General features: G+C 61.1%; 26 protein-coding genes and 1 pseudogene. 14 read left to right on the top strand and 13 right to left on the bottom strand.

Features of this window, described 5'->3' with window-relative positions; all coding sequences use genetic code 11:
* Nucleotides 1-11 precede the first annotated feature (11 nt).
* From M5C71_RS31705 to M5C71_RS31695, 3 genes are read left to right on the top strand one after another with little or no spacing between them, the layout of a single operon-like run.
* Nucleotides 12-1,310, top strand: coding sequence for an MFS transporter (locus tag M5C71_RS31705; protein WP_248769554.1), 1,299 nt, complete (start codon nucleotides 12-14; stop codon nucleotides 1,308-1,310).
* Nucleotide 1,311: 1 nt separating this feature from the next.
* Nucleotides 1,312-2,529 carry a mandelate racemase/muconate lactonizing enzyme family protein gene (locus tag M5C71_RS31700; protein ID WP_103498457.1) on the top strand — a complete coding sequence of 406 codons (1,218 nt, stop codon included), beginning with the start codon at nucleotides 1,312-1,314 and terminating at the stop codon, nucleotides 2,527-2,529.
* 56 nt (nucleotides 2,530-2,585) lie between these two features.
* Complete coding sequence (locus M5C71_RS31695; protein ID WP_100943524.1) at nucleotides 2,586-4,196, top strand: GMC family oxidoreductase N-terminal domain-containing protein; 1,611 nt, start codon at nucleotides 2,586-2,588, stop codon at nucleotides 4,194-4,196.
* Nucleotides 4,197-4,383: 187 nt separating this feature from the next.
* Here M5C71_RS31695 and M5C71_RS31690 read toward each other — a convergent pair whose 3' ends face one another.
* Nucleotides 4,384-5,724 (bottom strand): serine hydrolase, encoded by a 1,341-nt coding sequence (locus tag M5C71_RS31690; protein WP_248769553.1) that lies wholly within the window; start codon nucleotides 5,722-5,724, stop codon nucleotides 4,384-4,386.
* Nucleotides 5,725-5,918: 194 nt separating this feature from the next.
* Between M5C71_RS31690 and M5C71_RS31685 the strand changes: the two genes are divergently transcribed.
* A complete protein-coding gene (locus M5C71_RS31685) occupies nucleotides 5,919-6,269 on the top strand; it encodes a hypothetical protein (RefSeq protein WP_178129766.1) in 351 nt (116 codons plus the stop codon).
* Between the two features lie 10 nt (nucleotides 6,270-6,279).
* On the opposite strand, the gene M5C71_RS31680 is transcribed toward M5C71_RS31685, so the two are convergent.
* Genes M5C71_RS31680 through M5C71_RS31670 form a run of 3 tightly spaced genes read right to left on the bottom strand, consistent with a single transcriptional unit; the run spans nucleotide 6,280 to nucleotide 8,960 of the window.
* Nucleotides 6,280-6,906, bottom strand: coding sequence for a TetR/AcrR family transcriptional regulator (locus tag M5C71_RS31680; protein WP_103498465.1), 627 nt, complete (start codon nucleotides 6,904-6,906; stop codon nucleotides 6,280-6,282).
* A gap of 5 nt (nucleotides 6,907-6,911) precedes the next feature.
* Nucleotides 6,912-7,766 (bottom strand): 3-hydroxybutyryl-CoA dehydrogenase, encoded by an 855-nt coding sequence (locus M5C71_RS31675; RefSeq protein ID WP_103498459.1) that lies wholly within the window; start codon nucleotides 7,764-7,766, stop codon nucleotides 6,912-6,914.
* Between the two features lie 12 nt (nucleotides 7,767-7,778).
* On the bottom strand, nucleotides 7,779-8,960 hold the full coding sequence (locus M5C71_RS31670; protein ID WP_177103336.1) for an acetyl-CoA C-acyltransferase family protein: 1,182 nt from the start codon (nucleotides 8,958-8,960) through the stop codon (nucleotides 7,779-7,781).
* A 159-nt stretch (nucleotides 8,961-9,119) separates the two neighbouring features.
* Here M5C71_RS31670 and M5C71_RS31665 point away from each other — a divergent pair, with 159 nt between their 5' ends.
* Together M5C71_RS31665 and M5C71_RS31660 are read left to right on the top strand one after the other, a co-directional pair.
* Nucleotides 9,120-10,142 carry an AraC family transcriptional regulator gene (locus M5C71_RS31665; RefSeq protein WP_103498461.1) on the top strand — a complete coding sequence of 341 codons (1,023 nt, stop codon included), beginning with the start codon at nucleotides 9,120-9,122 and terminating at the stop codon, nucleotides 10,140-10,142.
* Nucleotides 10,143-10,200: 58 nt separating this feature from the next.
* The gene (locus tag M5C71_RS31660) at nucleotides 10,201-10,599 is read left to right on the top strand and encodes a carboxymuconolactone decarboxylase family protein (protein WP_103498462.1); all 399 of its coding nucleotides are present in this window, start codon (nucleotides 10,201-10,203) and stop codon (nucleotides 10,597-10,599) included.
* A 118-nt stretch (nucleotides 10,600-10,717) separates the two neighbouring features.
* Here the strand turns inward: M5C71_RS31660 and M5C71_RS31655 are convergent, their stop codons facing one another.
* From M5C71_RS31655 to M5C71_RS31640, 4 genes are all read right to left on the bottom strand, one after another.
* On the bottom strand, nucleotides 10,718-11,476 hold the full coding sequence (locus M5C71_RS31655) for a DJ-1/PfpI family protein (protein WP_248769552.1): 759 nt from the start codon (nucleotides 11,474-11,476) through the stop codon (nucleotides 10,718-10,720).
* A 222-nt stretch (nucleotides 11,477-11,698) separates the two neighbouring features.
* Nucleotides 11,699-12,877: an acetyl-CoA C-acetyltransferase gene (locus M5C71_RS31650; RefSeq protein ID WP_103499278.1), complete on the bottom strand. Its 1,179-nt coding sequence runs from the start codon at nucleotides 12,875-12,877 to the stop codon at nucleotides 11,699-11,701.
* Between the two features lie 14 nt (nucleotides 12,878-12,891).
* On the bottom strand, nucleotides 12,892-13,551 hold the full coding sequence (locus tag M5C71_RS31645; RefSeq protein ID WP_100943506.1) for a CoA transferase subunit B: 660 nt from the start codon (nucleotides 13,549-13,551) through the stop codon (nucleotides 12,892-12,894).
* 37 nt (nucleotides 13,552-13,588) lie between these two features.
* On the bottom strand, nucleotides 13,589-14,287 hold the full coding sequence (locus tag M5C71_RS31640; RefSeq protein ID WP_103499279.1) for a CoA transferase subunit A: 699 nt from the start codon (nucleotides 14,285-14,287) through the stop codon (nucleotides 13,589-13,591).
* Between the two features lie 141 nt (nucleotides 14,288-14,428).
* On the opposite strand from M5C71_RS31640, the gene M5C71_RS31635 reads away from it, so the two are divergent.
* From M5C71_RS31635 to M5C71_RS31615, 5 genes are all read left to right on the top strand, one after another.
* Nucleotides 14,429-15,331, top strand: a complete 903-nt coding sequence (locus M5C71_RS31635; RefSeq protein WP_103499280.1) for a LysR family transcriptional regulator — start codon at nucleotides 14,429-14,431, stop codon at nucleotides 15,329-15,331.
* A gap of 69 nt (nucleotides 15,332-15,400) precedes the next feature.
* A complete protein-coding gene (locus M5C71_RS31630; RefSeq protein WP_248769551.1) occupies nucleotides 15,401-15,961 on the top strand; it encodes a DUF4174 domain-containing protein in 561 nt (186 codons plus the stop codon).
* Nucleotides 15,962-16,006: 45 nt separating this feature from the next.
* On the top strand, nucleotides 16,007-16,777 hold the full coding sequence (locus M5C71_RS31625) for a class I SAM-dependent methyltransferase (protein ID WP_248769550.1): 771 nt from the start codon (nucleotides 16,007-16,009) through the stop codon (nucleotides 16,775-16,777).
* A gap of 71 nt (nucleotides 16,778-16,848) precedes the next feature.
* Complete coding sequence (locus M5C71_RS31620; RefSeq protein ID WP_248747975.1) at nucleotides 16,849-17,244, top strand: GFA family protein; 396 nt, start codon at nucleotides 16,849-16,851, stop codon at nucleotides 17,242-17,244.
* A gap of 159 nt (nucleotides 17,245-17,403) precedes the next feature.
* Entirely contained in the window at nucleotides 17,404-18,189 is a 786-nt protein-coding gene (locus M5C71_RS31615; RefSeq protein WP_248747976.1) for a sulfite exporter TauE/SafE family protein, read from the top strand.
* A 3-nt stretch (nucleotides 18,190-18,192) separates the two neighbouring features.
* Here M5C71_RS31615 and M5C71_RS31610 read toward each other — a convergent pair whose 3' ends face one another.
* Entirely contained in the window at nucleotides 18,193-19,089 is an 897-nt protein-coding gene (locus M5C71_RS31610) for a LysR family transcriptional regulator (RefSeq protein WP_248769549.1), read from the bottom strand.
* 128 nt (nucleotides 19,090-19,217) lie between these two features.
* Here M5C71_RS31610 and M5C71_RS31605 point away from each other — a divergent pair, with 128 nt between their 5' ends.
* Together M5C71_RS31605 and M5C71_RS31600 are read left to right on the top strand one after the other, a co-directional pair.
* Complete coding sequence (locus tag M5C71_RS31605; RefSeq protein WP_103499285.1) at nucleotides 19,218-19,916, top strand: pirin family protein; 699 nt, start codon at nucleotides 19,218-19,220, stop codon at nucleotides 19,914-19,916.
* Nucleotides 19,917-19,918: 2 nt separating this feature from the next.
* Nucleotides 19,919-20,803, top strand: coding sequence for an SDR family NAD(P)-dependent oxidoreductase (locus M5C71_RS31600; RefSeq protein ID WP_103499286.1), 885 nt, complete (start codon nucleotides 19,919-19,921; stop codon nucleotides 20,801-20,803).
* Between the two features lie 44 nt (nucleotides 20,804-20,847).
* Here the strand turns inward: M5C71_RS31600 and M5C71_RS31595 are convergent, their stop codons facing one another.
* A complete protein-coding gene (locus M5C71_RS31595) occupies nucleotides 20,848-22,248 on the bottom strand; it encodes an alkaline phosphatase family protein (protein WP_103499288.1) in 1,401 nt (466 codons plus the stop codon).
* A gap of 472 nt (nucleotides 22,249-22,720) precedes the next feature.
* On the opposite strand from M5C71_RS31595, the gene M5C71_RS31590 reads away from it, so the two are divergent.
* Nucleotides 22,721-22,885 carry a metallothionein gene (locus M5C71_RS31590; protein WP_100943706.1) on the top strand — a complete coding sequence of 55 codons (165 nt, stop codon included), beginning with the start codon at nucleotides 22,721-22,723 and terminating at the stop codon, nucleotides 22,883-22,885.
* A gap of 193 nt (nucleotides 22,886-23,078) precedes the next feature.
* On the opposite strand, the gene M5C71_RS31585 is transcribed toward M5C71_RS31590, so the two are convergent.
* The 3 genes and pseudogenes from M5C71_RS31585 to M5C71_RS31575 all read right to left on the bottom strand — a co-directional run.
* A complete protein-coding gene (locus M5C71_RS31585; RefSeq protein WP_247263497.1) occupies nucleotides 23,079-23,600 on the bottom strand; it encodes a GNAT family N-acetyltransferase in 522 nt (173 codons plus the stop codon).
* A complete protein-coding gene (locus M5C71_RS31580) occupies nucleotides 23,558-23,857 on the bottom strand; it encodes a DUF1778 domain-containing protein (RefSeq protein WP_247263498.1) in 300 nt (99 codons plus the stop codon). Before M5C71_RS31580 ends, M5C71_RS31585 begins: the two co-directional genes overlap by 43 nt.
* 316 nt (nucleotides 23,858-24,173) lie before the next feature.
* A pseudogene (locus M5C71_RS31575) lies at nucleotides 24,174-24,309 on the bottom strand (ribonucleotide-diphosphate reductase subunit beta); the annotation flags it as partial.

Raw genomic sequence — 24,309 nt, 5'->3', positions numbered from 1 at the left:
GGTCCCAGTACATGTCCAAGCCTGCTGCTGTTCAGGTTCACGCCGCCGCCACGTCCGCCAAAAGCGACAAGGGCAGCCGTTATTTCCAACTGATGTTGCTGGTGCTGGCCGCCGGGGCGATCTACCCAATCCTCTACCTGCGCCAGGTCTACCAGACCACCATGCTCGAAGTGTTCCATATCAATCACAGCGAGCTGGGTTACCTGTACTCGATGCTCGGCACCCTCTTCCTGCTCAGCTACCTGCCCAGCGGCTGGCTGGCGGATCGCCTGGCACCGCGCTTCCTGATCTTCTTCTCGCTGGTCGCCACCGGCCTGCTGGGGATCTGGTATTCCACCGCACCGTCGATGACCGGCCTGATGATCATCTTCGGTTGCTGGGGTTTGACCACCGGCCTGACCTTCTGGGCCTCGGTGCTCAAGCGGGTCAAGATGATCGCCGAGGCCTCCGAGCAGGGGCGCTTCTTCGGCATCCTCGACGGCGGTCGTGGCCTGGTGGAAGCCATGCTCGCGACCGTGGCCCTGGGGCTGTTCGCCTACGCCACCGAGACCCGCAGCGAGTCGGCGGCCGAAGGCTTCAAACATGTGGTCTACCTGTACTCCTTTACCTGTATCGCCATCGGTTGCGTGCTGGTCTCGCTCAAGGACCCCAAGTCCGTGGCGGCCGTTGAAACCCAGGAAGAAAAGGCCTCGCACACTCTGCTCAGCGACCTGGCCTTCCTGGTGAAGATCCCCGAGTTGTGGCTGGTGACCGCCATCGTGTTCTGCGGTTATCACATCTTCTGGGCCACCTACAGCTTCTCCGACTACCTGCAAGGCAGCGGCATGACCGCGGTCATGGCCGGCACCATCACCACCATCAAGTTGTGGATGCGCCCCATCGGCGGTCTCGGCGGCGGCTACCTGGGGGACAAGTTCTCGAATATCTCGGTGCTGATCGTTGCACTGCTGCTGGCGACCCTCGGCATCCTCGGGCTGATCGTCTTCCCTGCACTGGGCAGCATCGGTGTGCTGGTGGTCACGGTGATCTTTATCGGCCTGATGACCTACGCCATTCGCGGGCTGTACTGGGCGATCCTCGACACCTGCAAGATCCCGCTGCGGATCACCGGCCTGGCCATCGGCATTGTCTCGGTGGTCGGCTACCTGCCGGACACCTTTATCCCGTTGATCAACGGTTATCTCACGGAAAACTTCCCTGGCGCCCTCGGTTACAAGCTCTATTTCGGCTACATCGCCTTTATCGGCGGGCTTGGAACCCTGGCGGCCCTGGCGCTGCGTGCGCTGGTCAATAAAAAGGCAGGTGCCTGATATGAAAATCGTCTCCCTGGAAACCCATATCGTCGCCGTACCGCCGCCGCACATCGGTGGCATGTACTGGCTGTTCGTCAAGCTCAAGACCGACTGCGGTATTGAAGGCGTCGGCGAGATCTACGCCGCCACCTTCGGTCCCAAGGCGATGGTGCCGATCATCGAGGACGTGTTCGAGCGTTACCTGCAGGACCAGGACCCGCACCATATCGAGCGCTTCTTCCGCCAGGCCTACTCCAGCGGTTTCACCCAGCGTCCGGACCTGACCATGATGGGTGTGGTCAGCGGCCTGGAGATGGCCTGCTGGGACATCATCGGCAAGGCGGCGAACAAGCCGGTCTATGAACTGCTGGGCGGCAAGGTCAACGAGCGCCTGCGCTCCTACACCTACCTGTACCCGGTCAACAGCCGTGGCGAGTACGACTACGACGACCCGGACCTGGCCGCCGAATGCGCGATAGAGAATATGAAGCTGGGCTTCACCGCCGTGAAATTCGACCCGGCCGGGCCTTACACCGCCTATTCCGGTCACCAGATTTCCCTGGAGGTGCTGGAGCGCTGCGAAACCTTCTGCCGCAAGATCCGCGAAGCGGTGGGCGACAAGTGCGACCTGCTGTTCGGCACCCACGGGCAGATGGTGCCGTCGTCGGCGATTCGCCTGGCCAAGCGCCTGGAGAAGTACGACCCGCTGTGGTTCGAGGAACCGGTACCGCCCGGCCAGGAAGACGCCATGGCGCAAGTGGCGGCCAAGACCACCATCCCGATTGCCACCGGCGAGCGGCTGACCACCAAGTATGAGTTCTTCAAGCTGCTGCAGGCCGGCGGCGCGTCGATCCTGCAGATGAACGTGGCGCGCTGCGGCGGCCTGCTGGAAGCCAAGAAGATCGCCAGCATGGCCGAGGCCTATTACGCGCAGATCGCCCCGCACCTCTACAACGGTCCGATCGGTGCCGCGGCCAGCTTCCAGCTGGCGACCTGCACGCCAAACTTCCTGATCCAGGAAAGCATCATGACCTGGGGCGGTTTCCACGCCGAAGTGCTGACCAAGCCGCTGCAATGGGAAGACGGCTACATCATCCCGTCGACCGAACCGGGCCTTGGCGTCGAGTTGAACATGGACGTGGTGCGCAAGCACACGCCCTACACCGGCCAGCGGCTGCACCTGCAAATGGCGCCGACGCCCGCCGATGTGAAAGACACCTCGCCGGCCAGGGGCTGAGCCATCCTGCCGCCCTGGGACAGGGCGGCGTTTTCAACGAATCAGCGGTAACCTGCATGACATACGACTACATCATCGCCGGCGCGGGCGCCGCCGGTTGCATCCTCGCCAACCGCTTGTCGGCTTCGGGGAAATACTCGGTCCTGTTGCTGGAAGCGGGCGGCAAGGACGCTTCGTTCTGGTTCAAGATCCCGGTCGGTTTCGCCAAGATGTATTACAACCCGACCTTCAACTGGATGTACTACAGCCAGCCGCAGAAGCAACTGCACAACCGGGAAATCTACGCGCCCCGGGGCAAGGTCCAGGGCGGTTCGGGTTCGATCAACGCCATGGTCTACGTGCGTGGCCAGGCCCATGACTTCGATGATTGGGCGGCCAACGGCAATGACGGCTGGGCGTTCAAGGACGTGCTGCCGTACTTCCGCAAACTGGAAAATCACCCGTTGGGCGATACCGAATATCACGGCGGCAGCGGGCCGATCAGCATCACGCCGATGCAGGGGCATACGCACCCGATCTGCGATGTATTTCTCGAAGGCTGCCAGCAGTTGGGTTATCAGCGCAGCGACGACTTCAATGGACCGAAGTTCGAAGGGGCGGGGGTCTATGACGTCAACACCCGCAATGGCCAGCGCAGCTCCAGCAGCTTCGCCCACCTGCACCCGGCCCTGAGCCGGCCGAACCTCACGGTCGAACACCATGCATTGGTGGACCGGGTGTTGTTCGACAACGACCTGCGGGCCATCGGCATTTCCATCAGCCAGCACGGCGTGGCGCGCTCGTTCAAGGCCAACAAGGAAGTGATCCTGTGTGCCGGGGCGGTGGATACGCCGAAGATCCTGCAACTGTCCGGGGTCGGCGACCAGACACTGTTGAGCGAACACCGGGTGCCGGTGGTCAAGCATCTGCCGGCGGTGGGGCAGAACCTGCAGGATCACCTGTGCGTGAGCTACTACTACAAGGCCAATATCCCGACCTTGAACGATGAGCTGAGCTCGCTGTTCGGCCAGCTCAAGCTGGGCCTGCAATACCTGCTGACCCGCAAGGGCGCGCTGGCCATGAGCGTCAACCAGGCCGGCGGGTTCTTCCGCGGCAATGAAGAGCAGGCGCATCCGAACCTGCAGATGTACTTCAACCCCTTGTCGTACCAGATTCCGAAGAACAACAAGGCCAGCCTCAAGCCGGAGCCGTATTCGGGCTTCCTGCTGTGCTTCAACCCGTGCCGGCCGACCAGTCGCGGCAGCGTGCGGATCGCCTCGAAGAACCCGGCGGATGCGGCGCTGATCGACCCGAACTACCTGAGCACCGAGAAGGATATCGACGAGGTGTTGCAGGGCAGCCGGCTGATTCGCAAGATCATGCAGGCGCCGGCGTTGCGGGCGATTACCGTCGATGAGGTGTTGCCGGGCAAGGCGGTGAATGACGACGCGGCGATGTTGGAGTATTTCCGCGAGAACAGTGGGTCGATCTATCACCTGTGCGGTTCGTGTGCGATGGGTTCGGATCCGCAGGTGTCGGTGGTCGACAAGCGCCTGAAGGTGCATGGGATGAAGGGGCTGCGGATTGTCGATGCGTCGATTTTCCCCAACGTGACGTCGGGCAATACCCATGCGGCGGTGCTGATGGTGGCGGAGAAGGGCGCGGACCTGATTCTCGAGGATGCCTGAACGGGCGAGTGAGGCGTTCTTGGGGAGGGCGTAAGGCCCTGGGGCCTCTTCGCGGGCAAACCCTGCTCCTACAGTGATGTGTCGTACACAATATGGGCGAGCGACACGACACTGTAGGAGCAGGGCTTGCCCGCGAAGGCGTCGATTCAGGCGACGAAAGGCTCAAGGATTCAGGCGCCGGAACGGGTTACTTCTGCGGATGCTCCAGCAGGAAATTCCCCAATGCCTCGAACGCCGGCAAGGTCACCGGGTCGTTCGCCGAATTGCTTGCCACCGGGTGGGAGGCATAACGCACGATCACCATCTCGGCCTTGGGATCGATATAGATCCGCTGGCCATGGACGCCCCGGGCCATATAGGCCCCGTGGTTGTTATGGGTCACCCACCACATGTCGCGATAGCTCCAGCCCTTGAGCAGCGAGTATCCGGCTTTGGCGAATGCGGCCTTGTCAGCCCCACGTCGAATATCCTCGACCACCGTCGCCGGTACGATCTGCTGGCCGTTGGCGCGGCCGTCGCTACGGAGCATTTCGCCGAAGCGTGCCAGGTCTCGCAGACCTGTATTCAGACCACCGCCGGCGAACGGCGTGCCAATCGAGTCAACGGTGAAATAAGCATCCTGCTCGGCGCCCATGCGGTTCCAGATCCGTTCCGACAGCACCTGCGCCACGTTATGCCCGGTGGCCCGGGCGATCACCCAGCCGAGCACGTCAGTGTTGACGGTCTTGTAGGAGAAGGCATTGCCGTTCTCACCTTGCGGTTGCACGGTCTGGAGAAATTCGTAGTAGGTGCGCGGACCCTGGTAGTCGGCGGGCTTGGGCAAGGGGTTGCCGGCCTGGGCGTGGGCCCAGACACCGGCATTCGGGTCGCTGTAGTCTTCGCTGTAGTCCAGCGCCGTGGTCATGTCCAGTACCTGGCGCACGCTGGCACTGCCGAAGGCCGACTTCGCCAGCTCCGGCACATAGTCCTTGACCTCCTTGTTCACATCGATCAGCCCTTCGGCCACCAGCGTCGCGCCCAGGGTACCGATCACCGACTTGGTCACCGACATCGCGGCGTGCTGGCCCTGGGGAGTGAGCGAGCCGAAGTAGCGCTCGTACACCACCTTGCCACGGTGCAATACCACGATGCCGTCGGTGTAGGTCGCTGCCAGGGATTGTTCCCAGGTCATCGGCGTTTTCGTGTCGAGGGTGGTGAAGCTCAGGCGATCAATGTCATTGCGCAAGACTGATGGCAACGCAACCGGCCCTTCAAGGCCCCGGGACACATTGGTGGTGGGCATCAACTGGCGAAAGTGCGAGACGCTCCAGCGCAGGGCCGGGAAACGGAAATAGCTGCCGTCCTCGAAGCGCAGGATGCGATCGGCCGGCGGCGGGGCGCCGATCATCCAGCCGAGTTTCGTCGGGTCGCTGGCGGTGGCATCCGGGAAGGGGGCTGGCGCTGTTTCGGCGAGGGCCGTGGAGCAAGCCAGTGCGCTGAACAGCAGGCACAGGCCCGGTCGTACCCTGTTGAAATACGTCTTGAACATATGAGCCATCCTTGAATCAGTGGGCAGAGCTTGGACAACCGGGCGCGTTTGTGCAACCCGCTGCGACGTCGCAGGCGAGCGGACCGGGGGCGGGGAGAGCGGCTTTTGACAGCGTGAGGCCTTTTGCGCGGTAGTGATTCGTATTGAGTCGCCACAATGCTAAAGTCGCTTCTTTTTTTCGGCAGGGAATGGTCATGCGGATGTTAATCGGGGCGTTGGCGGCAGTGGCGTTGGCGGGCTGCATGGGGCCTGCGATGAACCAGACCCGTACCACCGGGCCGACCAAGAGCTTCACGTCGAGCAAGGCCGAGGATGTCGTGGCCCAGTGCATTCAGTTTGCCTGGCAGGAAGAGGCGGTGTTCGGTGTCGATGCGGCGGCTTATCTGCAACCCGGCTACAAGAGCGGCTCGACCGTTTATACCCGGGGCTCGGAGTTTTTTGCCGACGTACGCCACGAAGGCGCGGACACGCGGGTCGACTACTACGCGACCGTCAGCAAGCCGATTGGTGTGAGAAGGCTGGCCGCGCTAGCAACCTGCCTGTAACACCTGGTTCCTACAAGGGCGGTTTGCTCAGCGCGCCCTTGACCGCCCCCAGCGCGATATTGTGCATCAACGCCCGATAGGTCGCCGCATCCAGTCCGGCTTCCTCGGTCCAGGCCGGCAGGTTGTTCAGCAGGCAGAGAAAGGTCCGCACGGTGGTCAGGGCCAGGGTGGCGTCGGTCGACAAGCCCAACGGCCCCAGCAACTTGATCAAATGAGTCTCATAGCGCCTGCGCAAGACCAGGATCGCTGCCTGGTGCGCGGCTTCCAGGCAATGGAACTCATGCTCGGCGACCCGGAAGAAATCACCCTTGGCGCGATGCAGGTCCAGGTGCGCGGCAATCAGCTCGTTCAGACGCTTTTCCGCCGAGCGCGCGCTGCGCACCGGTTGCGTGACAATCCCCAACAGCTCCAGGTGCAGACTCTCGATCAGTTCGAAGAGCAAGGCCTGCTTGCTCTCGATATGGTTGTAGATCGAGCCCGCCTGGATGCCCAGGTGCCCGGCCAGTTCACGCAAGCCCACTTGGGCGAACCCGCGCCGGGCAAACAGCGCCACGGCTTTTTCGCGGGTTTGCAGATGGCGCGAGGCCCGTGCCTGAAGCTCGGCTTCAGGCACGGCGGCGAGGGCTGCACGGGGCATGACGATCAGCACTCGTAGCTATAGAAGCCGCGACCGCTTTTACGGCCCAGATAACCGGCGGCCACCATTTCCTTGAGCAACTGCGCCGGACGGTACTTGGGTTCGTCGAAGCCCGAGTGCAGGCTTTCCATGATCGCCAGCAGGGTGTCCAGGCCGATCAGGTCCGCCAGGGCCAGCGGGCCGATCGGTTGATTGCAGCCCAACTGCATGCCGGCGTCGATATCCTCGGCGCTGGCCAGGTCTTCCTGGAGCACGAAAATGGCTTCGTTGATCATCGGACAGAGGATGCGATTGACCACGAAGCCCGGGCGGTTGCGGGCGGTGACCGCGGTCTTGCCGATCTGGCTGGCCAGGGCCATGGCCTGGGCATGGGTGGCATCGCTGGTCTGCAGGCCACGGATGACTTCCAGCAGGCCCATCATCGGCACCGGATTGAAGAAGTGCAGGCCGATAAAACGCCCGGGCTGGTCGATGGCCGCCGCCAGTTCGGTGATCGACAGCGACGAGGTGTTGGTGGCGATAATGCATTCGGCGCTGGCCACTTCGGCCACCTGCCGCAGAATGCGTTTTTTCAGGTCGAGGTTTTCCGTGGCCGCCTCGATCACCAGTTCGGCCCGGGCCAGCACCGCGTAGTCGCTGCTCAGGCTGATGCGGCCGAGGGCGGCTTGCTTGTCCTCGGGGGTGATCACGGCCTTGCGCACTTGCCGGTCGAGGTTGCCGGTCAGGGTCGCCAGGCCTTTATCCAGGGCCTGCTGCGAGACGTCGATCAGCGACACTTCAAGACCCGCCACCGCGCAGACCTGGGCAATCCCGTTGCCCATGATGCCGGCGCCGATCACGGCGATACGTTGAATACTCATGTTCTGTTGTCCTTAAACCCGTTCGAAGATAACGGCGATACCTTGGCCGCCGCCGATGCACATGGTGGCCAGGCCGTAGCGGCCGCCGGTGCGATGCAGTTCATGAATCAGTTTGGTGGCGATGATCGCGCCGGTGGCGCCCACCGGATGGCCCAGGGCGATCCCGGAACCGTTGGGATTGACCTTGGCCGGGTCGAAGTCCAGCTCCTGGCTGACGGCGCAGGCCTGGGCGGCGAAAGCGACGTTGGCTTCGATCACATCCAGGTCGGCCACCGTCAGGCCGGCGCGCTTGAGGGCCAGGCGGGTTGCCGGGATCGGGCCCAGGCCCATCAGCTCCGGTTCGAGCCCGGCATGGGCGTAGGCCACCAGGCGGGCCAGGGGTTTCAGGCCGTCGCTCTGCAGCGCGGCGCCGGTGGCCAGCAACAGGGCGGCGGCGCCGTCATTCAGGCCCGAGGCGTTGCCGGCGGTGACGGTGCCGTCTTTCTTGAAGGCGGTTTTCATCTGTGCCAACTGTTCCAGCGAAGTCGCTCGCGGGTGCTCGTCGACACTGAACAATTGAGTGCCCTTGCGGCTGCGCACTTCCACCGGGACGATCTGCGAGGCGAAACGACCCTCTTCGATGGCACGGCTGGCGCGCAGCTGTTCTTCCAGGGCCAGGTCGTCCTGCATCTGTCGGGTAATGCCATTGCGTTCGGCAATGTTTTCGGCGGTGATGCCCATATGGATGCCGTGGAACGGGTCATGGAGAATGCCCAGCATGTAGTCGATGGCCTGGACGTTGCCCATGCGCGCGCCCCAACGGGCCGAGGGCAGCAGGTAAGGGCCGCGGCTCATGGATTCGGCGCCGGCACCGATGGCGATATCGGCGTCGCCGAGCAACAGGGTCTGTGCCGCCGAGACAATCGCCTGCAAGCCCGAGCCGCAGAGGCGGTTGACGTTGTAGGCCGGGGTTTCCTTGGGAATGCCGGCGTTGATCGCGGCGACCCGGGACAGGTAGGCGTCCAGGGTGTCGGTGGGGATCACGTTGCCCATCACCACATGGCCGACCCGCGCCGGATCGACGTCGCTGCGTTGCAGGGCGGCCTTGACGGCGGTGGTGGCCAGTTCGCTCAAGGGAACGTCTTTCAGCGAGCCGCCGAAGGTACCTATGGCGGTACGGGCGGCGCTGACGATATACACTTCGGGCTTTGACATGGGGGCAGTCCTGATTATTGTGGGGATCAGCTTGCATGATCCTGGTTGGAGTGGAGGCAGTTCATCCAGTGCGGCCAGTCTAGGACCGTCGGTCCACTCGGCCTATGCCGAAACTGCTCAGTAAACCTGTGACTTTTTGCCATACGCAGCTTGGGATTCATGAAAGAAAAACATTCGGTGTCGTCCTACTTCATTAAAGCCCTGCTGGTGCGTTTTCTCGACCGCCCGCAGCGCATTGCCGAGCTGCTGCAGGCCGCGGGCTTTGCCGAGCGTTCCCTGGACGAACTGGGGGAGCGGGTTGCACCGAAGCTGCTGGCACAACTCTGGCTGACGGTGATCGGCGAACTGGGCGACGAGTTCTTCGGCTTCGATTCCCACGGCATGCCCATCGGCAGCTTTGCCCTGATCTGCCGGGGGCTGATCCAGGCGCCGACCGTGGGCAAGGCCCTGGGTCTGTCGCTGGAGTATTTCGCCCTGTTCCTGCGGGATATCGATGCCCAGGTGCAGGTCCGTGGCAAGCGGGTGGTCGTGGTGATGCGCACCGAGACCCAGGACCCTTACCTGCAAGCGGTGATCACCGAAACCTTCCTGATCCTGATCGTCGGCCTGATGTGCTGGCTGGCCGGACGGCGCATTCCCATCAGCCGTGCCCGCTTCGCCCATGCCCGTCCGCCCCATGGTGATGAACATCTGCTGTGGGGCGCCTACGTGGAGTTTGACGCGGCGGTGACCGAGATCGAATTCGAGCGCGAATACCTGCGCTTGCCGGTGCTGCAGGATCGCAAGTCGCTCTACACTTTTTTGCGCGATGCGCCGCAGTCGGTGTTTATCCGTTTCCGCAATCGCGAGGGTTTCAGCGCCCGGGTCCACCAGCGCTTGCGCGCCTGTGGTTATGACCATTGGCCGACTCTGGAGCAACTGGCGGTGGAGTTCGATATCCACCTGGCCAGTCTGCGCCGGGCGTTGCAGCGCGAAGGGTTTTCCTATCAGGAAATCAAGGACGAGGTGCGCCGGGCCATCGCCTTCGAGCGGCTGCGCAGCAGCACCATGAGCATTGCCGATATCGCCCAGGAAGTGGGTTTTCGCGAGCCCAGTGCCTTCCACCGCGCGTTCAAGCAGTGGACGGGGGAGAGCCCCGGGAGTTTTCGTTTACGCGGATCGCAAGGATCAGCACAGCCCTGACGGATTCAGCTATAACCTTCGTTTCATCCATCGCTGTCCACTCACCGAGGAACCGTTCATGCCGTCCCAGCATCTGACCGAATACGAAGACGCCAATCCGGAAGTTCGCGCCGTCTACGACGACATCATGCATACCCGCAAGGTCGACCAGGTCAATAACTTCTGGAAGTGCCTGGCCGCGCACCCGCCGACCTTGCGCCGGACCTGGGAGAGCCTCAAGGAGATCATGGCCCCCGGCGCGCTGGACCCGCTGACCAAGGAACTGATCTACGTCGCGGTCAGCGTCACCAATAACTGTCCGTATTGCATCGCTTCTCACACTGCCGCCGCGCGCAAGGCCGGGATGAGCGACGAGATGTTCGGCGAGTTGCAGGCGGTGGTCGGCATGGCCAACGAAACCAATCGCCTGGCCAACGGTTATCGCGTGCCGCTGGATGAGGCGTTCAAGCTGGACTGAAGCGATATTTCAACGCCGCGCTCGAGAAACCGATAGGTCCGCTCATCACTCCGAGTGCGCTACGGCGTTTTCAATATCTCACTTCCTCAACTGAACGGCATCCCGGCAAGCCCGGCTCCTAGGCGGCTTGTGCGGGTCTTAGCATTTTGATCCATTCGGCCGCCAGGCGATGGCAATCCCCTGGCCAGCGCGCGGTCAGCAGGTTGCCGTCGCGGACCACGAAGCCACGGCCCGGTTTGGCCGCGGAATCGCGCAGTAGCGCTGGCGGGCCCTGGGAAAAGTCTTTTGGCGTGGCCAGCGCGGCCTTGATCTCGGACTCGACGGTTTGTGGGTAGGTCCGGTAGTAGCGGCCGAGCCACGGCGCGGTGATCAGCCAGGCGGCCAGTTCCATGGTGGTGGACAGCAATGCGGTGACCTTGCGCCCATGGAGCACCGAGCGCCCGCTGTCGGGGTCGAGAGTGCGGGCCAGCAGCAACGGGCCGTGGCACACCGAGGCGACCGGTTTACCGGTTTTGAAGAAGTGCAGGACGATGCGCTTGGCTTCGTCCGACTCCAGCAGGCTGCGCATGCCCTCGGCATGTCCGCCTGGCACGAACAGCCCTTCGAACTGCGTGGGGTCGACATCGGCGTAGGCCAGCGGTTGGCGAAAATGCTCGTCGGTGATCATCGTGTTGTAGCTTTGCAGGTCGCTGTCGCGGGTCATCAGCATGGGGTTCAGCAGGCCGAAGCCGTGCTCCACCAGACGCGGGTCGGCGTAGGCCGGGGCACCCAGCGGGGTAGCGAAGCGCACCTCGATCCCGGCCCGGCGCATGGCCTGCCAGGGGACGCTGCTTTCGGTGGGGTCGTAGTCGGAGTGGGGGAGCAGGATAAGAATCATGCAGGTGGCTCGATTTCTACAGGGTAGAGATCGAGGATAGCAGCAGGATCGTTACCTGGCCGTGCCGGATAATGCTATGAAACCTGTAGGAGATGGCGCAATAACGGTGTGCTTCCACAGGTGTTCGGTCGTATGCAGCGCTTCGATTCGGCACAGAGATTGTGGCCGGCTTGCCGACGATGGCGATGTAAAACTCACCACCATCATCGGTATTGTCGGGAACTAGCGCTCGATCGCCAGTGCCACGCCTTGCCCGCCGCCGATACACAAGGTCGCCAGACCTTTTTTCGCATCGCGCTTGAGCATTTCATGCAACAGCGTCACCAGTACCCGGCAGCCCGATGCGCCGATCGGGTGACCCAGGGCAATCGCACCGCCATTGACGTTGACCTTGGCCGCGTCCCAACCCAGTTCCTTGCCCACCGACAACGCCTGGGCGGCGAACGCTTCGTTAGCCTCGATCAGATCCAACTGGTCGAGGGACCAGCCGGCCTTGTCCAGGCAACGACGGGTAGCACTGACCGGGCCGATGCCCATGATCGCCGGGTCGACGCCCGCGTTGGCATAAGCCGCGATCTTCGCCAGCACCGGCAGGCCCAGGGCCTTGGCCTTGGCGGCGCTCATCAGGATCACGGCGGCGGCGCCGTCGTTCAGCGACGAGGCGTTACCGGCGGTGACCGTGCCGTCTTTCTTGAACGCCGGCTTGAGCTTGCCCAGCGACTCGGCGGTGGTACCTGCACGCGGTTGCTCGTCGGTGGCGAAGGCCACCGGATCGCCCTTGCGCTGGGGAATCAGGATCGGGGTGATTTCGTCGACGAAACGCCCGGCTTCAATGGCGGCAACGGCTTTCTGCTGGGACGCGGCGGCAAACTCATCCTGGGCTTCACGACTGATATCGTACTTGGCCACCAGGTTCTCGGCGGTGATGCCCATGTGGTAATCGTTGAACGCATCCCACAGTCCGTCGCTGATCATGGTGTCGACGATCTGCGCGTGTCCCATGCGCAGGCCGGTGCGGGCACCGGGCATCACGTAGTTGGACAGGCTCATGTTCTCCTGGCCACCGGCGATGATCACCTCGGCATCGCCGCAGCGAATCGCCTGGGTCGCCAGGTGCAGGGCCTTGAGGCCCGAGCCGCAGACCTTGTTCAGGGTCATGGCCGGCACCGCGTGGGGCAGGCCGGCCTTGATCGCGGCCTGGCGCGCGGGGTTCTGCCCGGCACCGGCGGTGAGCACCTGGCCCATGATCACTTCATCGACCAGTGCACCGTCCAGTCCGGTCTGTGCCAGCAACTGGCGGATCACCGCGGCACCCAGGTCCACGGCGGAGATATTCGCCAGCGAGCCCTGGAAACTGCCCACTGCGGTGCGGGTGGCGGCCACAATCACTACATCTTGCATCGCTTCATTCCTCATCAGGAAAACTGCATTTCAGGCACGTGGTCGGGAACGATCAGTTTACCCGCGGTCTTGCTGACAATCTCTTCGACGCTGACGCCAGGCGCGCGCTCCTTGAGAATGAACGCGCCGTTTTCGATTTCCAGGTAGGCCAGGTCGGTCAAGACGCGCTTGATGCAGCGCGCGCCAGTCAGCGGCAGGCTGCAACGCGACAGCAGTTTCGACTCACCGTCCTTGGACGCATGGGTCATGGTGACGATGATGTTGTCCGCGCCGGCCACCAGGTCCATGGCACCGCCCATGCCCTTGACCAGTTTGCCGGGGATCATCCAGGAGGCGATGTTGCCCTCGACGTCGACTTCAAAGGCGCCGAGCACCGTCAGGTCGATATGGCCGCCGCGAATCATCGCGAAGGACTCGGCGGAGGAAAAGATCGACGCGCCGATACGGGCGGTGACGGTTTGTTTGCCGGCGTTGATCATGTCGGCATCGACTTCGTCGTCGGTCGGAAAGGCGCCCATGCCGAGCAGGCCGTTTTCCGATTGCAGCATGACTTCCATGCCGGCGGGGATGTAGTTGGCGACCAGGGTCGGAATGCCGATGCCCAGGTTCACGTAGTAGCCGTCCTGCATTTCACGGGCGACGCGCTGGGCCATTTGTTCGCGGGAAAGTGCCATGTTCTTGTTCTCCGTTAGTCGAGGGAAGGGCCGGGGTTCACTTGCGCACGGTGCGTTGTTCGATGCGCTTTTCGAACGTGCCGCAGATGACCCGGTCGACATAGATGCCCGGGGTGTGGATCTGCGATGGTTCCAGCTCGCCGGGTTCGACGATTTCCTCGACTTCGACCACGGTGATCTTGCCGGCGGTCGCGGCCAGCGGGTTGAAGTTCTGGGCGGTATGGCGGTAGATGACATTACCGAAGTGGTCGGCTTTCCAGCCTTTGACAATGGCGAAATCACCGGTGATGGACTCTTCCATCAGGTACGGACGGCCGTTGAACTCACGGGTTTCCTTGCCGTCGGCGACCGGGGTGCCGACACCGGTGGCGGTGAAGAAAGCCGGGATACCGGCACCGCCGGCGCGCATTTTTTCGGCCAGGGTGCCTTGGGGGGTCAGCACCACTTCGATTTCACCGCTGAGCAGCTGTTTTTCGAAGAGGGCGTTTTCGCCGACATAGGAGGCGACCACCTTGCGGATCTGCCGGTCTTCCAGCAGCACGCCGAGGCCGAAGCCGTCGACGCCGCAGTTGTTGGAGACCACAGTCAGGTCGCGGGTGCCCTTGCGCTTGATCTCGGCGATCAGGTTCTCGGGAATGCCACACAGGCCGAAGCCGCCACTCAGGACCGTCATGCCATCCTCGAGCCCGGCCAGGGCTTCTTCATAGGAAGACACGCGTTTATCGAAACCTGCCATATGCACCATCCTCTTGTTGTTTGTCGGACTCGCCGTTGGAGGTGAGTGTTGCTCCGGAAGATATATTTGTTAAGTTGATTTTTAGGGTCGATTGATTGATAAAGATCAAGAATGCCCTTTTCTCCAGTAGAGACCTCGTTCATGACCGTTAAACAGCTTAGGGCCTTTCTGGCCGTTGCCCAGAGCCTGAGTTTCGCCGTGGCGGGCGAGCGTCTCTATTTGTCGCAATCGGCCCTGAGCCTGACCATCAAGGCCCTCGAAGAAGGCCTGGGCGGGCGACTGTTCAGCCGCAATACCCGCAATGTCGCCCTGACCCCGGAAGGCGAGGTCCTGGTGCCCCTGGCCCGGCGCCTGATCGCCGACTGGGACAATGCCGAGGACGAACTGCGCCAGCGTTTCACCTTGCAGCGCGGTCGCGTGACCCTGGCCGCCATGCCGTCATTCGCCGGTAACCTGCTACCACCGATCCTCAAGACCTTCCGTGCACGCTATCCCCAGGTCAATGTCACGGTCAACGACGTGATCAACGAGCAGGTCCTTGAAATGGTCCGTGATGGCCAGGTGGAACTGGGGGTGGCCTTCGAACCGCAGCAGGGCTCGTCGCTGGCGTTCACGCCGCTGTATATCGACCGTTTCGTCGCGGTGGTGCCGGCGGATTCGCCCTGGGTCGACCAGGCTGAGATCGATTGGCCCACCTTGTTGACGCAGCCCTTCATTACCTTGCAGCGCCCGTCCACGGTGCGGGTGATGCTGGAGGAGCATCTGCGGGCGCGGGATATGAGCTTGCCGGTGGAGTTCGAGAGCCATCAACTGGCGACAGTGGGGCGCATGGTCGCCAGTGGGCTGGGGGTGAGTGCGGTGCCGGCGTTGTGTGTCGGGCAGATGCGCGAGCTGGGCGCGCGTTGCATCACCTTGTGCGATCCGGTGGTCGAGCGGGCCATTGGCGTGCTGACCAAACCTGGTCATGAGCTGTCGGCGGCGGCCCAGGCATTGTTTGATGTGTTACAGGAGGAAAAATTAAGTTACTTGAATTTCGAAAAATAACTGCTTTGCGTGTGGACCTTTTCCGGCGATGCGCAATCATTACCCCATGAATATCCGAAGGAGGTGTGTATGTTCATCCGGTCTTTGACCCTCGCTGTACTGTCCATCGTTGCTACAAGTCCCGTCTGGGCGGCCGATGAGCCGTCTCCGCTGGCCCAGGATCTGGGAAAAAACCGTCCGTTGATCGTGATTGCGCCGAGTACGGTGGATCCCACATTGGTCAGTCTGAAGAAGGCGATCGAGGATCCGGCCAACAAGAAGGACATCGACGATCGTCAACTGGTGCTCTACGAAGTGGCCCAGACCGTCGGCAAGCGTGCGGGCAAATGGATGGAGCAGCCGGCCACCATGGCGCTGATTCGCGGGCTCAAGCTGGGGGTCACGCCGGAGGACAAGTCCACGGTGATCCTGGTGGGCAAGGACGGCGAGCAGAAGGTCCTCGAACACGATGGGCCGATTGCATTCAAGGATGTGCTCAGTGCGGTCGATGCGTTGCCGGCCTCGGAGAAAGCCACTGTCGCGCCTGCGCCAGCGGCGCCGCCGGAAGCCAAGCCGGCCAAGGGGGCGAAAGGTACCAAGGCCGAGAAGGCCGGTAAGGCGGCAACACCGCCCAAAGATCTGGAAGACTGATGTCGGGCAGCATTGATCGGGATTAGTCCATAAGAGGCGATGGCCATGTCGGGCGTTCACAAAGCAGCACAACTCGGTTTCAGCGCTGAAGCCAAAACCTATGCCCACGGGCGCCCTGACTATCCGGCCGAGATGTTGTCGTGGCTGCGCGATACCCTGGGTATTGCGCCGGGCGGGCAGGTGATCGACCTCGGTTCCGGCACCGGCAAGTTCACTCGCTTGCTTGAGGCGACCGGAGCCACGATAACGGCCATCGAGCCGGTCGAGGCGATGCGTGCCGAGTTGGTCGCGCGCCTGCCGGCGGTCCGGGCGCTGTCGGGGACTGCCGAGGCGATACCGTTGGAATCCGCGTTGGGTGACGCACTGCTGTGTGCCCAGGCGTTTCACTGGTTTGCCCATGAGACGGCGCTTGCCGAGATTCACCGGGTACTCAAGCCGGGCGGGCGACTCGGACTGGTGTGGAATGTGCGTGACGAGTCGGTTGACTGGGTGGCGGCCATTACCCGGATCATTACGCCTTACGAGGGCGATACTCCGCGTTTTCACACGGGGGCCTGGCGTAAACCGTTCAACGGCCGCTACTTCTCGGCGCCGGAACTGAGCTGTTTTGGGTACAGTCATGTGGGGACGCCCGAGGAAGTCATCATCGACCGCTTTCTGTCGGTCAGTTTTATTGCGGCATTGCCCGCGGCGGAAAAGGCACAGGTCACCGAGCAGCTTCAGACCCTGATTCAAACCCATCCGGCCTTGCGCGGCCAAGAGACCATCGCCTTTCCTTATCGGACCGAGGCGTATCGCTGCATTCGCCTGGACTGATACCGGCTGGTCAGCTTGACGCCCGCTGGTTAGGATCGTGCCTTGTCGTGGTTCATGGTCAAGGAGCGGGTATGAAGGGCAGCTGTGCTTGCGGGGCCGTCGAATATGAAATCGACGCTATCGATATGCCGATCGGGCATTGTCATTGCCACACCTGTCGCAAGACCCACGCGGCGGCGTTTGTGAGCACTGCCGGGGTCAAACGTGAGCATTTTCGCTGGCTCAAGGGTCAGGAAACCCTGACCGCCTATGAATCCTCGCCGGGCAAGCTACGCTATTTCTGCTCGCGGTGCGGTTCGCATCTGATGGCCGAAAGGCCGCATCTGCCCGTAGTGATTGTGCGTGTCGCGACCCTGGATGACGATCCGGGCCTGCTGGCCGAGCATCACATCTGGGTATCCCATGATGTGCCATGGCTGCGTTATGAAGGCGTGGTCGAGCATTCGGAGTGGCAGCCGGGACGCTGACTGAAGGCCTGCGCGCTAATCTGCATGCGTGATCCACACCGTCCGCATGGCACGATGGTTATAACGTTAGATTATATTTATATAAAGAGTCATAACGTTAGCCGCTATGCTGCCCGTCAGATTTTTATGTCGTCTCGCTAGATTCTCCAGGGCTTGCTAATGGATGTCGGTAATTTCGGTTTTGTCGTTGCAGGCTTGGTGGTCGGTTTCATTGTCGGGATGACCGGCGTCGGTGGCGGCTCATTGATGACGCCGATCCTGCTGTGGTTCGGCATCAACCCGGCCACCGCGGTGGGCACGGACCTGCTCTACGCCGCGATCACCAAGTCCGGTGGCGTTCTGGTTCACCGGAAAAATGACAATATCGACTGGAAAATTACCGGCTGGCTGACCCTGGGCAGCGTACCGGCGGTGTTGTTGACCTTGTGGTTTCTGAGCAGCCTGCACACCGCGCCGGAAGCCTTGAACAGCATCATCAAGCAGTCGCTGGGTTTTGTGCTGTTACTGACGGCACTGGCGGTGCTGTTCAAGAACAAGTTGCTGGCGTTTGCCCATCGGCGTGGTGTCGATCACTCGAAGATCAGTGACTCGAAGTTGAACGGGCTGACGGTATTGACCGGCCTGATCCTCGGCACCATGGTCGCCTTGACCTCCATCGGTGCCGGTGCCCTGGGTACGGTGGCCTTGTTTATCCTCTATCCGTTCCTGCCGACCCGGCGTCTGGTGGGCACGGAAATCGCCCACGCGGTGCCGTTGACCCTGGTTGCAGGCCTGGGGCACGCGAGCATGGGCAATATGAACTGGGAACTGCTGGGCTTCCTGCTGATGGGCTCGCTGCCGGGGATCTACATCGGCAGCCATCTGGCGGGACGGGTGTCGGATAACCTCTTGCGGCCGTTCCTGGCGGTCATGCTGTTTTCCATCGGTTACAAGCTGGTGTTCTGATCGCTATCGGTTGAATCCGGACAGCAAGGCGTCCAGCAGACTGCGCACGGCGGGCACCATGCCCCGCCGGGAAGGGTAGATCGCGTGCAGGCTGCCGCTGGGCGATGGGCAGTCGGGCAGTATCTGCACCAGACGGCCCTGCATCAGATCGTTCTTAACCAGGCTTGTCGGCAGTTGCGCTATACCGATTCCCCTCAAGGTTGCTTGCAGCAGTGTCTCCAGGTCATCGGTGGCCAACCTTGGCTGGTGGGTCAACACAACGGGGTGTGGCGCCTGGAAATGCCATTGATATTTATCGTTGGTGTTGGCCATGGCCAGGGTTGGCATACGCGCCAGGTGGTCCAGTTGAGTGAGCGGTGCATGCTGTGCCAACAAGGCCGGACTCGCGACCAGAATGCGCTGGGAGGTCAGCAGCGGCAGCAGCGTCAACTCGGAGTCATCCAATGGCAGCAGGCGTACGCGCAGGGCGATATCCAGGCCCTCCTCGATGACATCGACACGCCGGTTGGTTGCATCGAGCATGATCCGCACCGCCGGATTGTCCACCAGGTATTGCGCCAGAATGGCCCTGGCTCCCATCTGCAAGACCCCCAATGGGCAACTGATTCGGACCACGCCCCGTGGCGAAGCGCGGGTTTGATCGATGGCTGTCTTTGCCGCCCGGGCTTCCTCCACCAGGGCCACGCAGTGCTGGTGAAACAGGCGGCCGGCGTCGGTCAGGGAGACCCGTCGCGAATTGCGATTGAGCAGGCGTACGCCCAATTCCGTTTCGAGTGCACTGACACGGCGGCTGAGCTTCGAGGTTTGCAGTCCCATCGCCTTCGCCGCCGCTGTAAACCCGCCGTGATCCACCACCTTGGCGAACAGGTACATATTGTTCAAATCCGTCAGAGGGTCCATTGCCGGTCTCGTGCTGGTTTATCGTTCTATTTTCTACAAGGTAGCGTTGCTTTTACAGCAGTTCTTCTTGGTTGGTTTCAAATTTATGCTCTTTAACGCGGCAATCAGCCGCTTTTTCAGGAGCTGAAATGTTAGAGCATCGATTCAAGTCCGACCTCGGCGGCGGCGACTATGGCTGGCTCAAGGCCCGCCATCATTTCAACGTAACGGCTGATGGCAATCCCGCGCACCGTCCGCTGGGGGCTCTGGTGGTCTGGAATGACGACGAGATTGCGCCAGGCACCGGTTTCCCGATGCATGGCCACGAAAGCATGGAGATCGTTTCCTACGTGCTGGAAGGTGCGGTGAGCCATCAAGACAGTGTCGGCGGACAAGGCCGTACCGAGGCCGGTGACGTGCAGGTGATGAGTGCCGGGACCGGCATTCGACATCAAGAGCGCAATGAGGGTGACGTTCCGTTAAGACTGTTCCAGATCTGGTTGCGGCCGCGGGAAAACGGTGGACTGCCCAACTGGGGTATGCGGCCTTTTCCCAAGTCTGATCGGGCCGGCCAATGGGTCGTGTTGGCCAGTGGAATGCCTGACGATGAAAGCGCTCTGCCGATCCGCGCCAACGCTCGTGTGCTGGGGGCGACTCTTAAGGCCGGCCAGAGCCTGAGCCAATGTTGTTCGACTACTCGCCAGGGTTATCTGGTGCCGGTGCTCGGCGCGGTGAAGGTCAATGGCGAAAGGGTCGAAGCGGGGGACGGGATTGCCATGAGCGAGGAGTCGATGCTTGTTGTCGAGGCTATCGAGGATACCGAAGTCGTATTGGTCGAGGTGTTTTGAGCATGAAGACGATCATCATGACCGGCGGGACTTTCGGTCTGGGGGAGGCGACAGCAACGCAACTGAGCGCCACCCCCGGCACCCAGTTGATCCTTGGCGGGCGAGAAACCCGTTTGCCGCTGGAGCTGGCGAGCTTGAGCCGTGTCAGGCAATTCGCCAGGCAGGTGCTTGAGACGCTGGGCAAGACGAAGATCAACGCCCTGGTGCTCAATGCCGGACTCAGCTTTCCCAAGGCGGCGCGCACGGTGGACGGCTACGAGACCACCTTTGCGGTCAATCATCTGGGCCACTATCTGCTGCTGCGTCTGCTGGCGCCGGCGTTGGCGCGAGAGGCCATTGTGGTGATCACCACCAGTAACACCCATGACCCGATGTTCAGTCCGGTTGCGCCGTTTCCCTTTGTCGATGCGCAACAGCTGGCGCAGTTGGACCTTGGGAAAGGCGCGCAGGGTGGTGTGGCGTTCGAGCCCGGGTTTCGCGCCTACGCCACCTCGAAGTTGTGCAATCTGCTGACGGCCCGTGCCTTCGCGGCTTCAGCCGAGGTCAAGGCACGCCGTTTGCGGGTTATCGCTTACAACCCGGGTTATATCCCCGGCACAGGGCTGGGGCGTAACTTGCCTGTTGGGGCGTTGCCTGCGCCGGCCATGGCATTGAGTCCCTATTTTGCCGATGTCATGCGCATACAAGCCGGGGAGTTCCTGGCCGATCTGGCGTTGGGGCGGATTGTCCCGCCGAGAGGGCGGTTGTATGCGTCCCTGGTGAGAGGTGAGCTGACTTGGCCGCAGCCGTCCGAATTGGCTCGTCGTGATGATGTGGCGCAGCAACTGTGGAATGACAGTGCAGTGTTGGTGGGGATGGACAGCCCGGCGCCTGCACTTGTCATGTGAAATTTGCGAACGTAACCGCTTGATGTTTGCAGCCATTAGTTGTTCTAAGAGTGTGCGTGAGTGATCCGTCTGGTGAAGAAATCAACGGCATGTTGCCGAGTACCTACCGCCTGCAGTGTCGCTGCCGGGTCGAGTCCGAAGCGTTTTGCGGAACCTGTGACCAGGCTTTTTTGAAGATCGTTGAGCGCCGCAGTCGGCGATGGCTGCGCGAAGGTAGTCGCAGCCGGCGCTGATATAGGGGGTAAATCAACACGAGGTGTATTCAGGGTGAGCAACTGATTGAGCGTCGGCGCATTCGCAATCCGCTTGCTGGTGAGCATGTCCTGCGCCGGGATGCCGATCCAGTCGCGCAAGGTGGCCAGAATACTGGTGTGATCGTACGGTGCATTCGGGGTGTCCGATCTGAACACCGTACCGGCCTGGATGTAGGGTGAGACCACCACTGTTGGCACGCGTACGCCAAAACGCGTGAAGTCGAAGCCGTTACCATCAAGCGGACGGGCCTGGTCAGGTGGAGTTGCATTGAATGGCGGGGTGACATGGTCGAAACAACCACCGTGCTCGTCGTAGGTGATGACAAGCAAGGTCTGGTTCCAGCCCTTCGATGTACTGACGGCGTTCCAGATTGAATACAGAAAGGCTTCGCCCGCTTGAACATCATGAGGGGGATGCTGGTCGTTAGGGTCGACCAGAAAGCTGGGCTCGATAAACGAATAGCGTGGCAGCGAGTTGGTCTGGCATGCATCCAGAAACGCGGAAAAACCTCTGAAGTGGGGACTCAACATGGGGTCCCATAATTTCGGGAACATCGTCCGGGTCAGCGAGGGGGTGAGGATGGTATTGCTGTAGACGCCCCAACTGCATCCGATCGATCCCAGGACGTTGAAGATGGTGGGGACATCCCAGGCGAATGGATCGGGAGGCGTGCCATTGTCCACATTGCCATTGGACGTCCCGGCGTGAGCAAAGGCGCGGTTAGGCCAGGTCTGGCTGGGCACGGAGGCGAACCAGGCATCGGAAACCGCATAGGCGCGGGCCAATTTGGCCAATACCGGCAGCTGCGCCGGGCTGTAGCATTGCATGATCTGATCGGGATTGGCGGTTTTCGTGGTGGTGTAATTGTCGACAAAGCCCATGGGCGGCGTATTGTCGGGGCTGACTGGACCGTCTCTGAACAGCTGGTAGGTGACGTTGGCAAAGGTTTCTTGCGGATCGGGGTCTGGAACCTGAAAACCGCTGGCCTGCAGGGTCACTGCCACATGACGCGCAGGGGTGGAGTTCGAGCAGGGGTTGGACATGCCAGGTTGCAGGCCGTCAAATCGAGGGGCGCTGGTCGCCGGCAAGACCTGCGACGGTGGGCTGTCATTTGGATAGAGCCAGCCAAGCATCGTATCCAGTGAGCGGTTTTCCAGCATGACAACGACGACATGTTCAATTTGATTCATGGCTTTCACCGTCAGTGATCAATTGTATGTCTTGCGAAGTGCTATCTCACGCCTCCTACGGCCCGGTATGCGGCCGCTCCATACGCCACCGCCAGGGCGCCACCTATGATATTGACCAACAATAGCACTCCTGCAAGCAGTAGGGCCCGTCCCCATGATCTAGAGTGCGACGCTTTGAAAAGGTCAATCTTGGTCCTTTGACCGTTATGAACTATGACTTGTGGCAAGCCGAGCACCGTGAGCAGCCGGTCGTGGATCGTCTGGTTGCTGCCTGAGCCCCTATTGGCAAATGATCCTACGCCGAAAATGCACCATCCCTGCTGATGGATTAGGCTTGTTATTCGACTCCGACACGATGAAAAAAGAGCATTGCCAAGACGTAAGTGGAGGCCGATGATGGATCGTATAACTCAACTGTTCATACGCGTTGCACCGCAATGCCTGGCGACCACCCGACAACCGGAGTCCGATCATGAATGAACAAACCTGCGCCTGCCCGCACTGTACCTGCAAGGTTGGTGAGCATGCAGTCGTGCGTCATGGTAAGCACTACTGCTGCCAGGCGTGCGCCGACCATCACCCGAATGGTGAACCTTGCACGGCTTCAAAATGCCACTGTGCAGACAAACCTAAGTAAAAGTTACATCTTTCTTGGTTGCGCAATACGCCTCAAGTTCTTTGCTACGTACGGCGACCAGATTCTCCTGTTCACTGCGTCGCTGACACGGCTTTTTTGGTGGTATAGCCAGGCACACCCTGAAGCTGCGCGGATAGCCAAGGAGCAGGGGATCGGTATTCGGCCAAGGTCAACTTAAAGGGCTTTTCGGTATTTACTGCAATGGCAGCATCATTGTGATCGGTGAGACGCCGGGGCAGGGGATGAAGCCTGCGTGCCGGGCATAAAAGTCTGCGAGCCGGTCATTCAGGGGATGGACCAGAACGGCTGTTGAGCCCACCGTTTCGGAGGCGCTGATACAGCGTTCGATTGCATCCTGTAGTAGATCGATAGCATAACCGTTGCCCTGAGCGACGAGACTGATGCCGATCCGACCGATGATGGTAACGGGATGCTGTCCCGGCGAATTACGTTGCCGACTCTTCGGTACCACGGACGCGCGCATGGCCGACCCGTTGGATAGGGTGTAGTAGCCGATGACCTTCTGGGTACCTTTGAGACAAATCACATAGACCACCGCGTGTTTAGCGGCCTGGGCTTTATGTGCTTTTTTGACGAGGTACTCATTGATCGAGCTTTCACCACAATCGAAATCGTTCAGATCGTGCTGCTCGTTTAGCTTTGCGGGAGCGCTCAGCTCCAGCGTTTTGGCCTTGCCAGGAGTTTTTGCAGGCACTGGTTCCCTCGCACCGGGTTGTCTTCCAAAGCTTTCTCGAATGAGTCAAACGCGTCCTCATCGAGTACGAACAACCGCTTGTCCAAGATGACCTCTTCAGCTTTCTGGCAGGCTGCTTCCAGAATGAAGCTGGTACGGTCACGGCCTGACAAGGCAGCAGCGATATCAATCAAATTTCGTTTCTTGATGTCTGCCCGCATATTGATAGGTACGGGCTTTTCTTTCGTCGGTTCTGGCTGGCTGGTCTTCAGCATCATGAAACCCTCTATGGGGGCGCTCTCTGTCGTCGGCAGGTGGAGCAGACCTGCGGCACAATCGTAGCATTCCTGTGTATCAGATGTAAGTGCTGTGTATCTCATTGATATACGGTCTCTGCGGTGAATTGTGTTCGATCGTTGATGCCAGCCAAGCGTTGATGCGTGCTTAGATTGCACTCGGAGCTTGAGGGCGTCCACACATCGAAACCTGCTGAAACAAAGGCTTTGCGCAGTGATCAGACACAAACAAAAAAGCCCTGAACAGGTTCAGGGCTTTCCGGTGTTTCAGTCTATTCACCCAAGGTGAACAGCCGCATCAATCCCAGCTCAACGCCCCACCAGTCTGATACTCGATCACCCGTGTCTCGAAGAAGTTCTTCTCTTTCTTCAAGTCCATGATCTCGCTCATCCATGGGAACGGGTTGGTGGTCCCCGGGTACTCTTCCTTCAAA

Source organism: Pseudomonas sp. MWU12-2345, from assembly GCF_023242385.1.
GTDB lineage: Bacteria > Pseudomonadota > Gammaproteobacteria > Pseudomonadales > Pseudomonadaceae > Aquipseudomonas > Aquipseudomonas gingeri_D.
Note: the sequence above shows the minus strand (reverse complement) of the source record. Positions and strands in the feature narration are given on the sequence as shown.

What these genes read in the sequence shown, in the direction of transcription:
- M5C71_RS31620 (WP_248747975.1), top strand. Translation starts at nt 16,849, where the DNA reads ATGAAGGGCAGCTGTGCTTGCGGGGCCGTCGAATATGAAATCGACGCT.
- M5C71_RS31625 (WP_248769550.1), top strand. Translation starts at nt 16,007, where the DNA reads ATGTCGGGCGTTCACAAAGCAGCACAACTCGGTTTCAGCGCTGAAGCC.
- M5C71_RS31590 (WP_100943706.1), top strand. Translation starts at nt 22,721, where the DNA reads ATGAATGAACAAACCTGCGCCTGCCCGCACTGTACCTGCAAGGTTGGT.
- M5C71_RS31605 (WP_103499285.1), top strand. Translation starts at nt 19,218, where the DNA reads ATGTTAGAGCATCGATTCAAGTCCGACCTCGGCGGCGGCGACTATGGC.
- M5C71_RS31700 (WP_103498457.1), top strand. Translation starts at nt 1,312, where the DNA reads ATGAAAATCGTCTCCCTGGAAACCCATATCGTCGCCGTACCGCCGCCG.
- M5C71_RS31670 (WP_177103336.1), bottom strand. Translation starts at nt 8,960, where the DNA reads ATGTCAAAGCCCGAAGTGTATATCGTCAGCGCCGCCCGTACCGCCATA.
- M5C71_RS31695 (WP_100943524.1), top strand. Translation starts at nt 2,586, where the DNA reads ATGACATACGACTACATCATCGCCGGCGCGGGCGCCGCCGGTTGCATC.
- M5C71_RS31680 (WP_103498465.1), bottom strand. Translation starts at nt 6,906, where the DNA reads ATGCCCCGTGCAGCCCTCGCCGCCGTGCCTGAAGCCGAGCTTCAGGCA.
- M5C71_RS31610 (WP_248769549.1), bottom strand. Translation starts at nt 19,089, where the DNA reads ATGGACCCTCTGACGGATTTGAACAATATGTACCTGTTCGCCAAGGTG.
- M5C71_RS31685 (WP_178129766.1), top strand. Translation starts at nt 5,919, where the DNA reads ATGCGGATGTTAATCGGGGCGTTGGCGGCAGTGGCGTTGGCGGGCTGC.
- M5C71_RS31650 (WP_103499278.1), bottom strand. Translation starts at nt 12,877, where the DNA reads ATGCAAGATGTAGTGATTGTGGCCGCCACCCGCACCGCAGTGGGCAGT.
- M5C71_RS31635 (WP_103499280.1), top strand. Translation starts at nt 14,429, where the DNA reads ATGACCGTTAAACAGCTTAGGGCCTTTCTGGCCGTTGCCCAGAGCCTG.
- M5C71_RS31705 (WP_248769554.1), top strand. Translation starts at nt 12, where the DNA reads ATGTCCAAGCCTGCTGCTGTTCAGGTTCACGCCGCCGCCACGTCCGCC.
- M5C71_RS31640 (WP_103499279.1), bottom strand. Translation starts at nt 14,287, where the DNA reads ATGGCAGGTTTCGATAAACGCGTGTCTTCCTATGAAGAAGCCCTGGCC.
- M5C71_RS31655 (WP_248769552.1), bottom strand. Translation starts at nt 11,476, where the DNA reads ATGATTCTTATCCTGCTCCCCCACTCCGACTACGACCCCACCGAAAGC.
- M5C71_RS31600 (WP_103499286.1), top strand. Translation starts at nt 19,919, where the DNA reads ATGAAGACGATCATCATGACCGGCGGGACTTTCGGTCTGGGGGAGGCG.
- M5C71_RS31690 (WP_248769553.1), bottom strand. Translation starts at nt 5,724, where the DNA reads ATGTTCAAGACGTATTTCAACAGGGTACGACCGGGCCTGTGCCTGCTG.
- M5C71_RS31665 (WP_103498461.1), top strand. Translation starts at nt 9,120, where the DNA reads ATGAAAGAAAAACATTCGGTGTCGTCCTACTTCATTAAAGCCCTGCTG.
- M5C71_RS31645 (WP_100943506.1), bottom strand. Translation starts at nt 13,551, where the DNA reads ATGGCACTTTCCCGCGAACAAATGGCCCAGCGCGTCGCCCGTGAAATG.
- M5C71_RS31675 (WP_103498459.1), bottom strand. Translation starts at nt 7,766, where the DNA reads ATGAGTATTCAACGTATCGCCGTGATCGGCGCCGGCATCATGGGCAAC.
- M5C71_RS31615 (WP_248747976.1), top strand. Translation starts at nt 17,404, where the DNA reads ATGGATGTCGGTAATTTCGGTTTTGTCGTTGCAGGCTTGGTGGTCGGT.
- M5C71_RS31630 (WP_248769551.1), top strand. Translation starts at nt 15,401, where the DNA reads ATGTTCATCCGGTCTTTGACCCTCGCTGTACTGTCCATCGTTGCTACA.
- M5C71_RS31595 (WP_103499288.1), bottom strand. Translation starts at nt 22,248, where the DNA reads ATGAATCAAATTGAACATGTCGTCGTTGTCATGCTGGAAAACCGCTCA.
- M5C71_RS31660 (WP_103498462.1), top strand. Translation starts at nt 10,201, where the DNA reads ATGCCGTCCCAGCATCTGACCGAATACGAAGACGCCAATCCGGAAGTT.
- M5C71_RS31580 (WP_247263498.1), bottom strand. Translation starts at nt 23,857, where the DNA reads ATGATGCTGAAGACCAGCCAGCCAGAACCGACGAAAGAAAAGCCCGTA.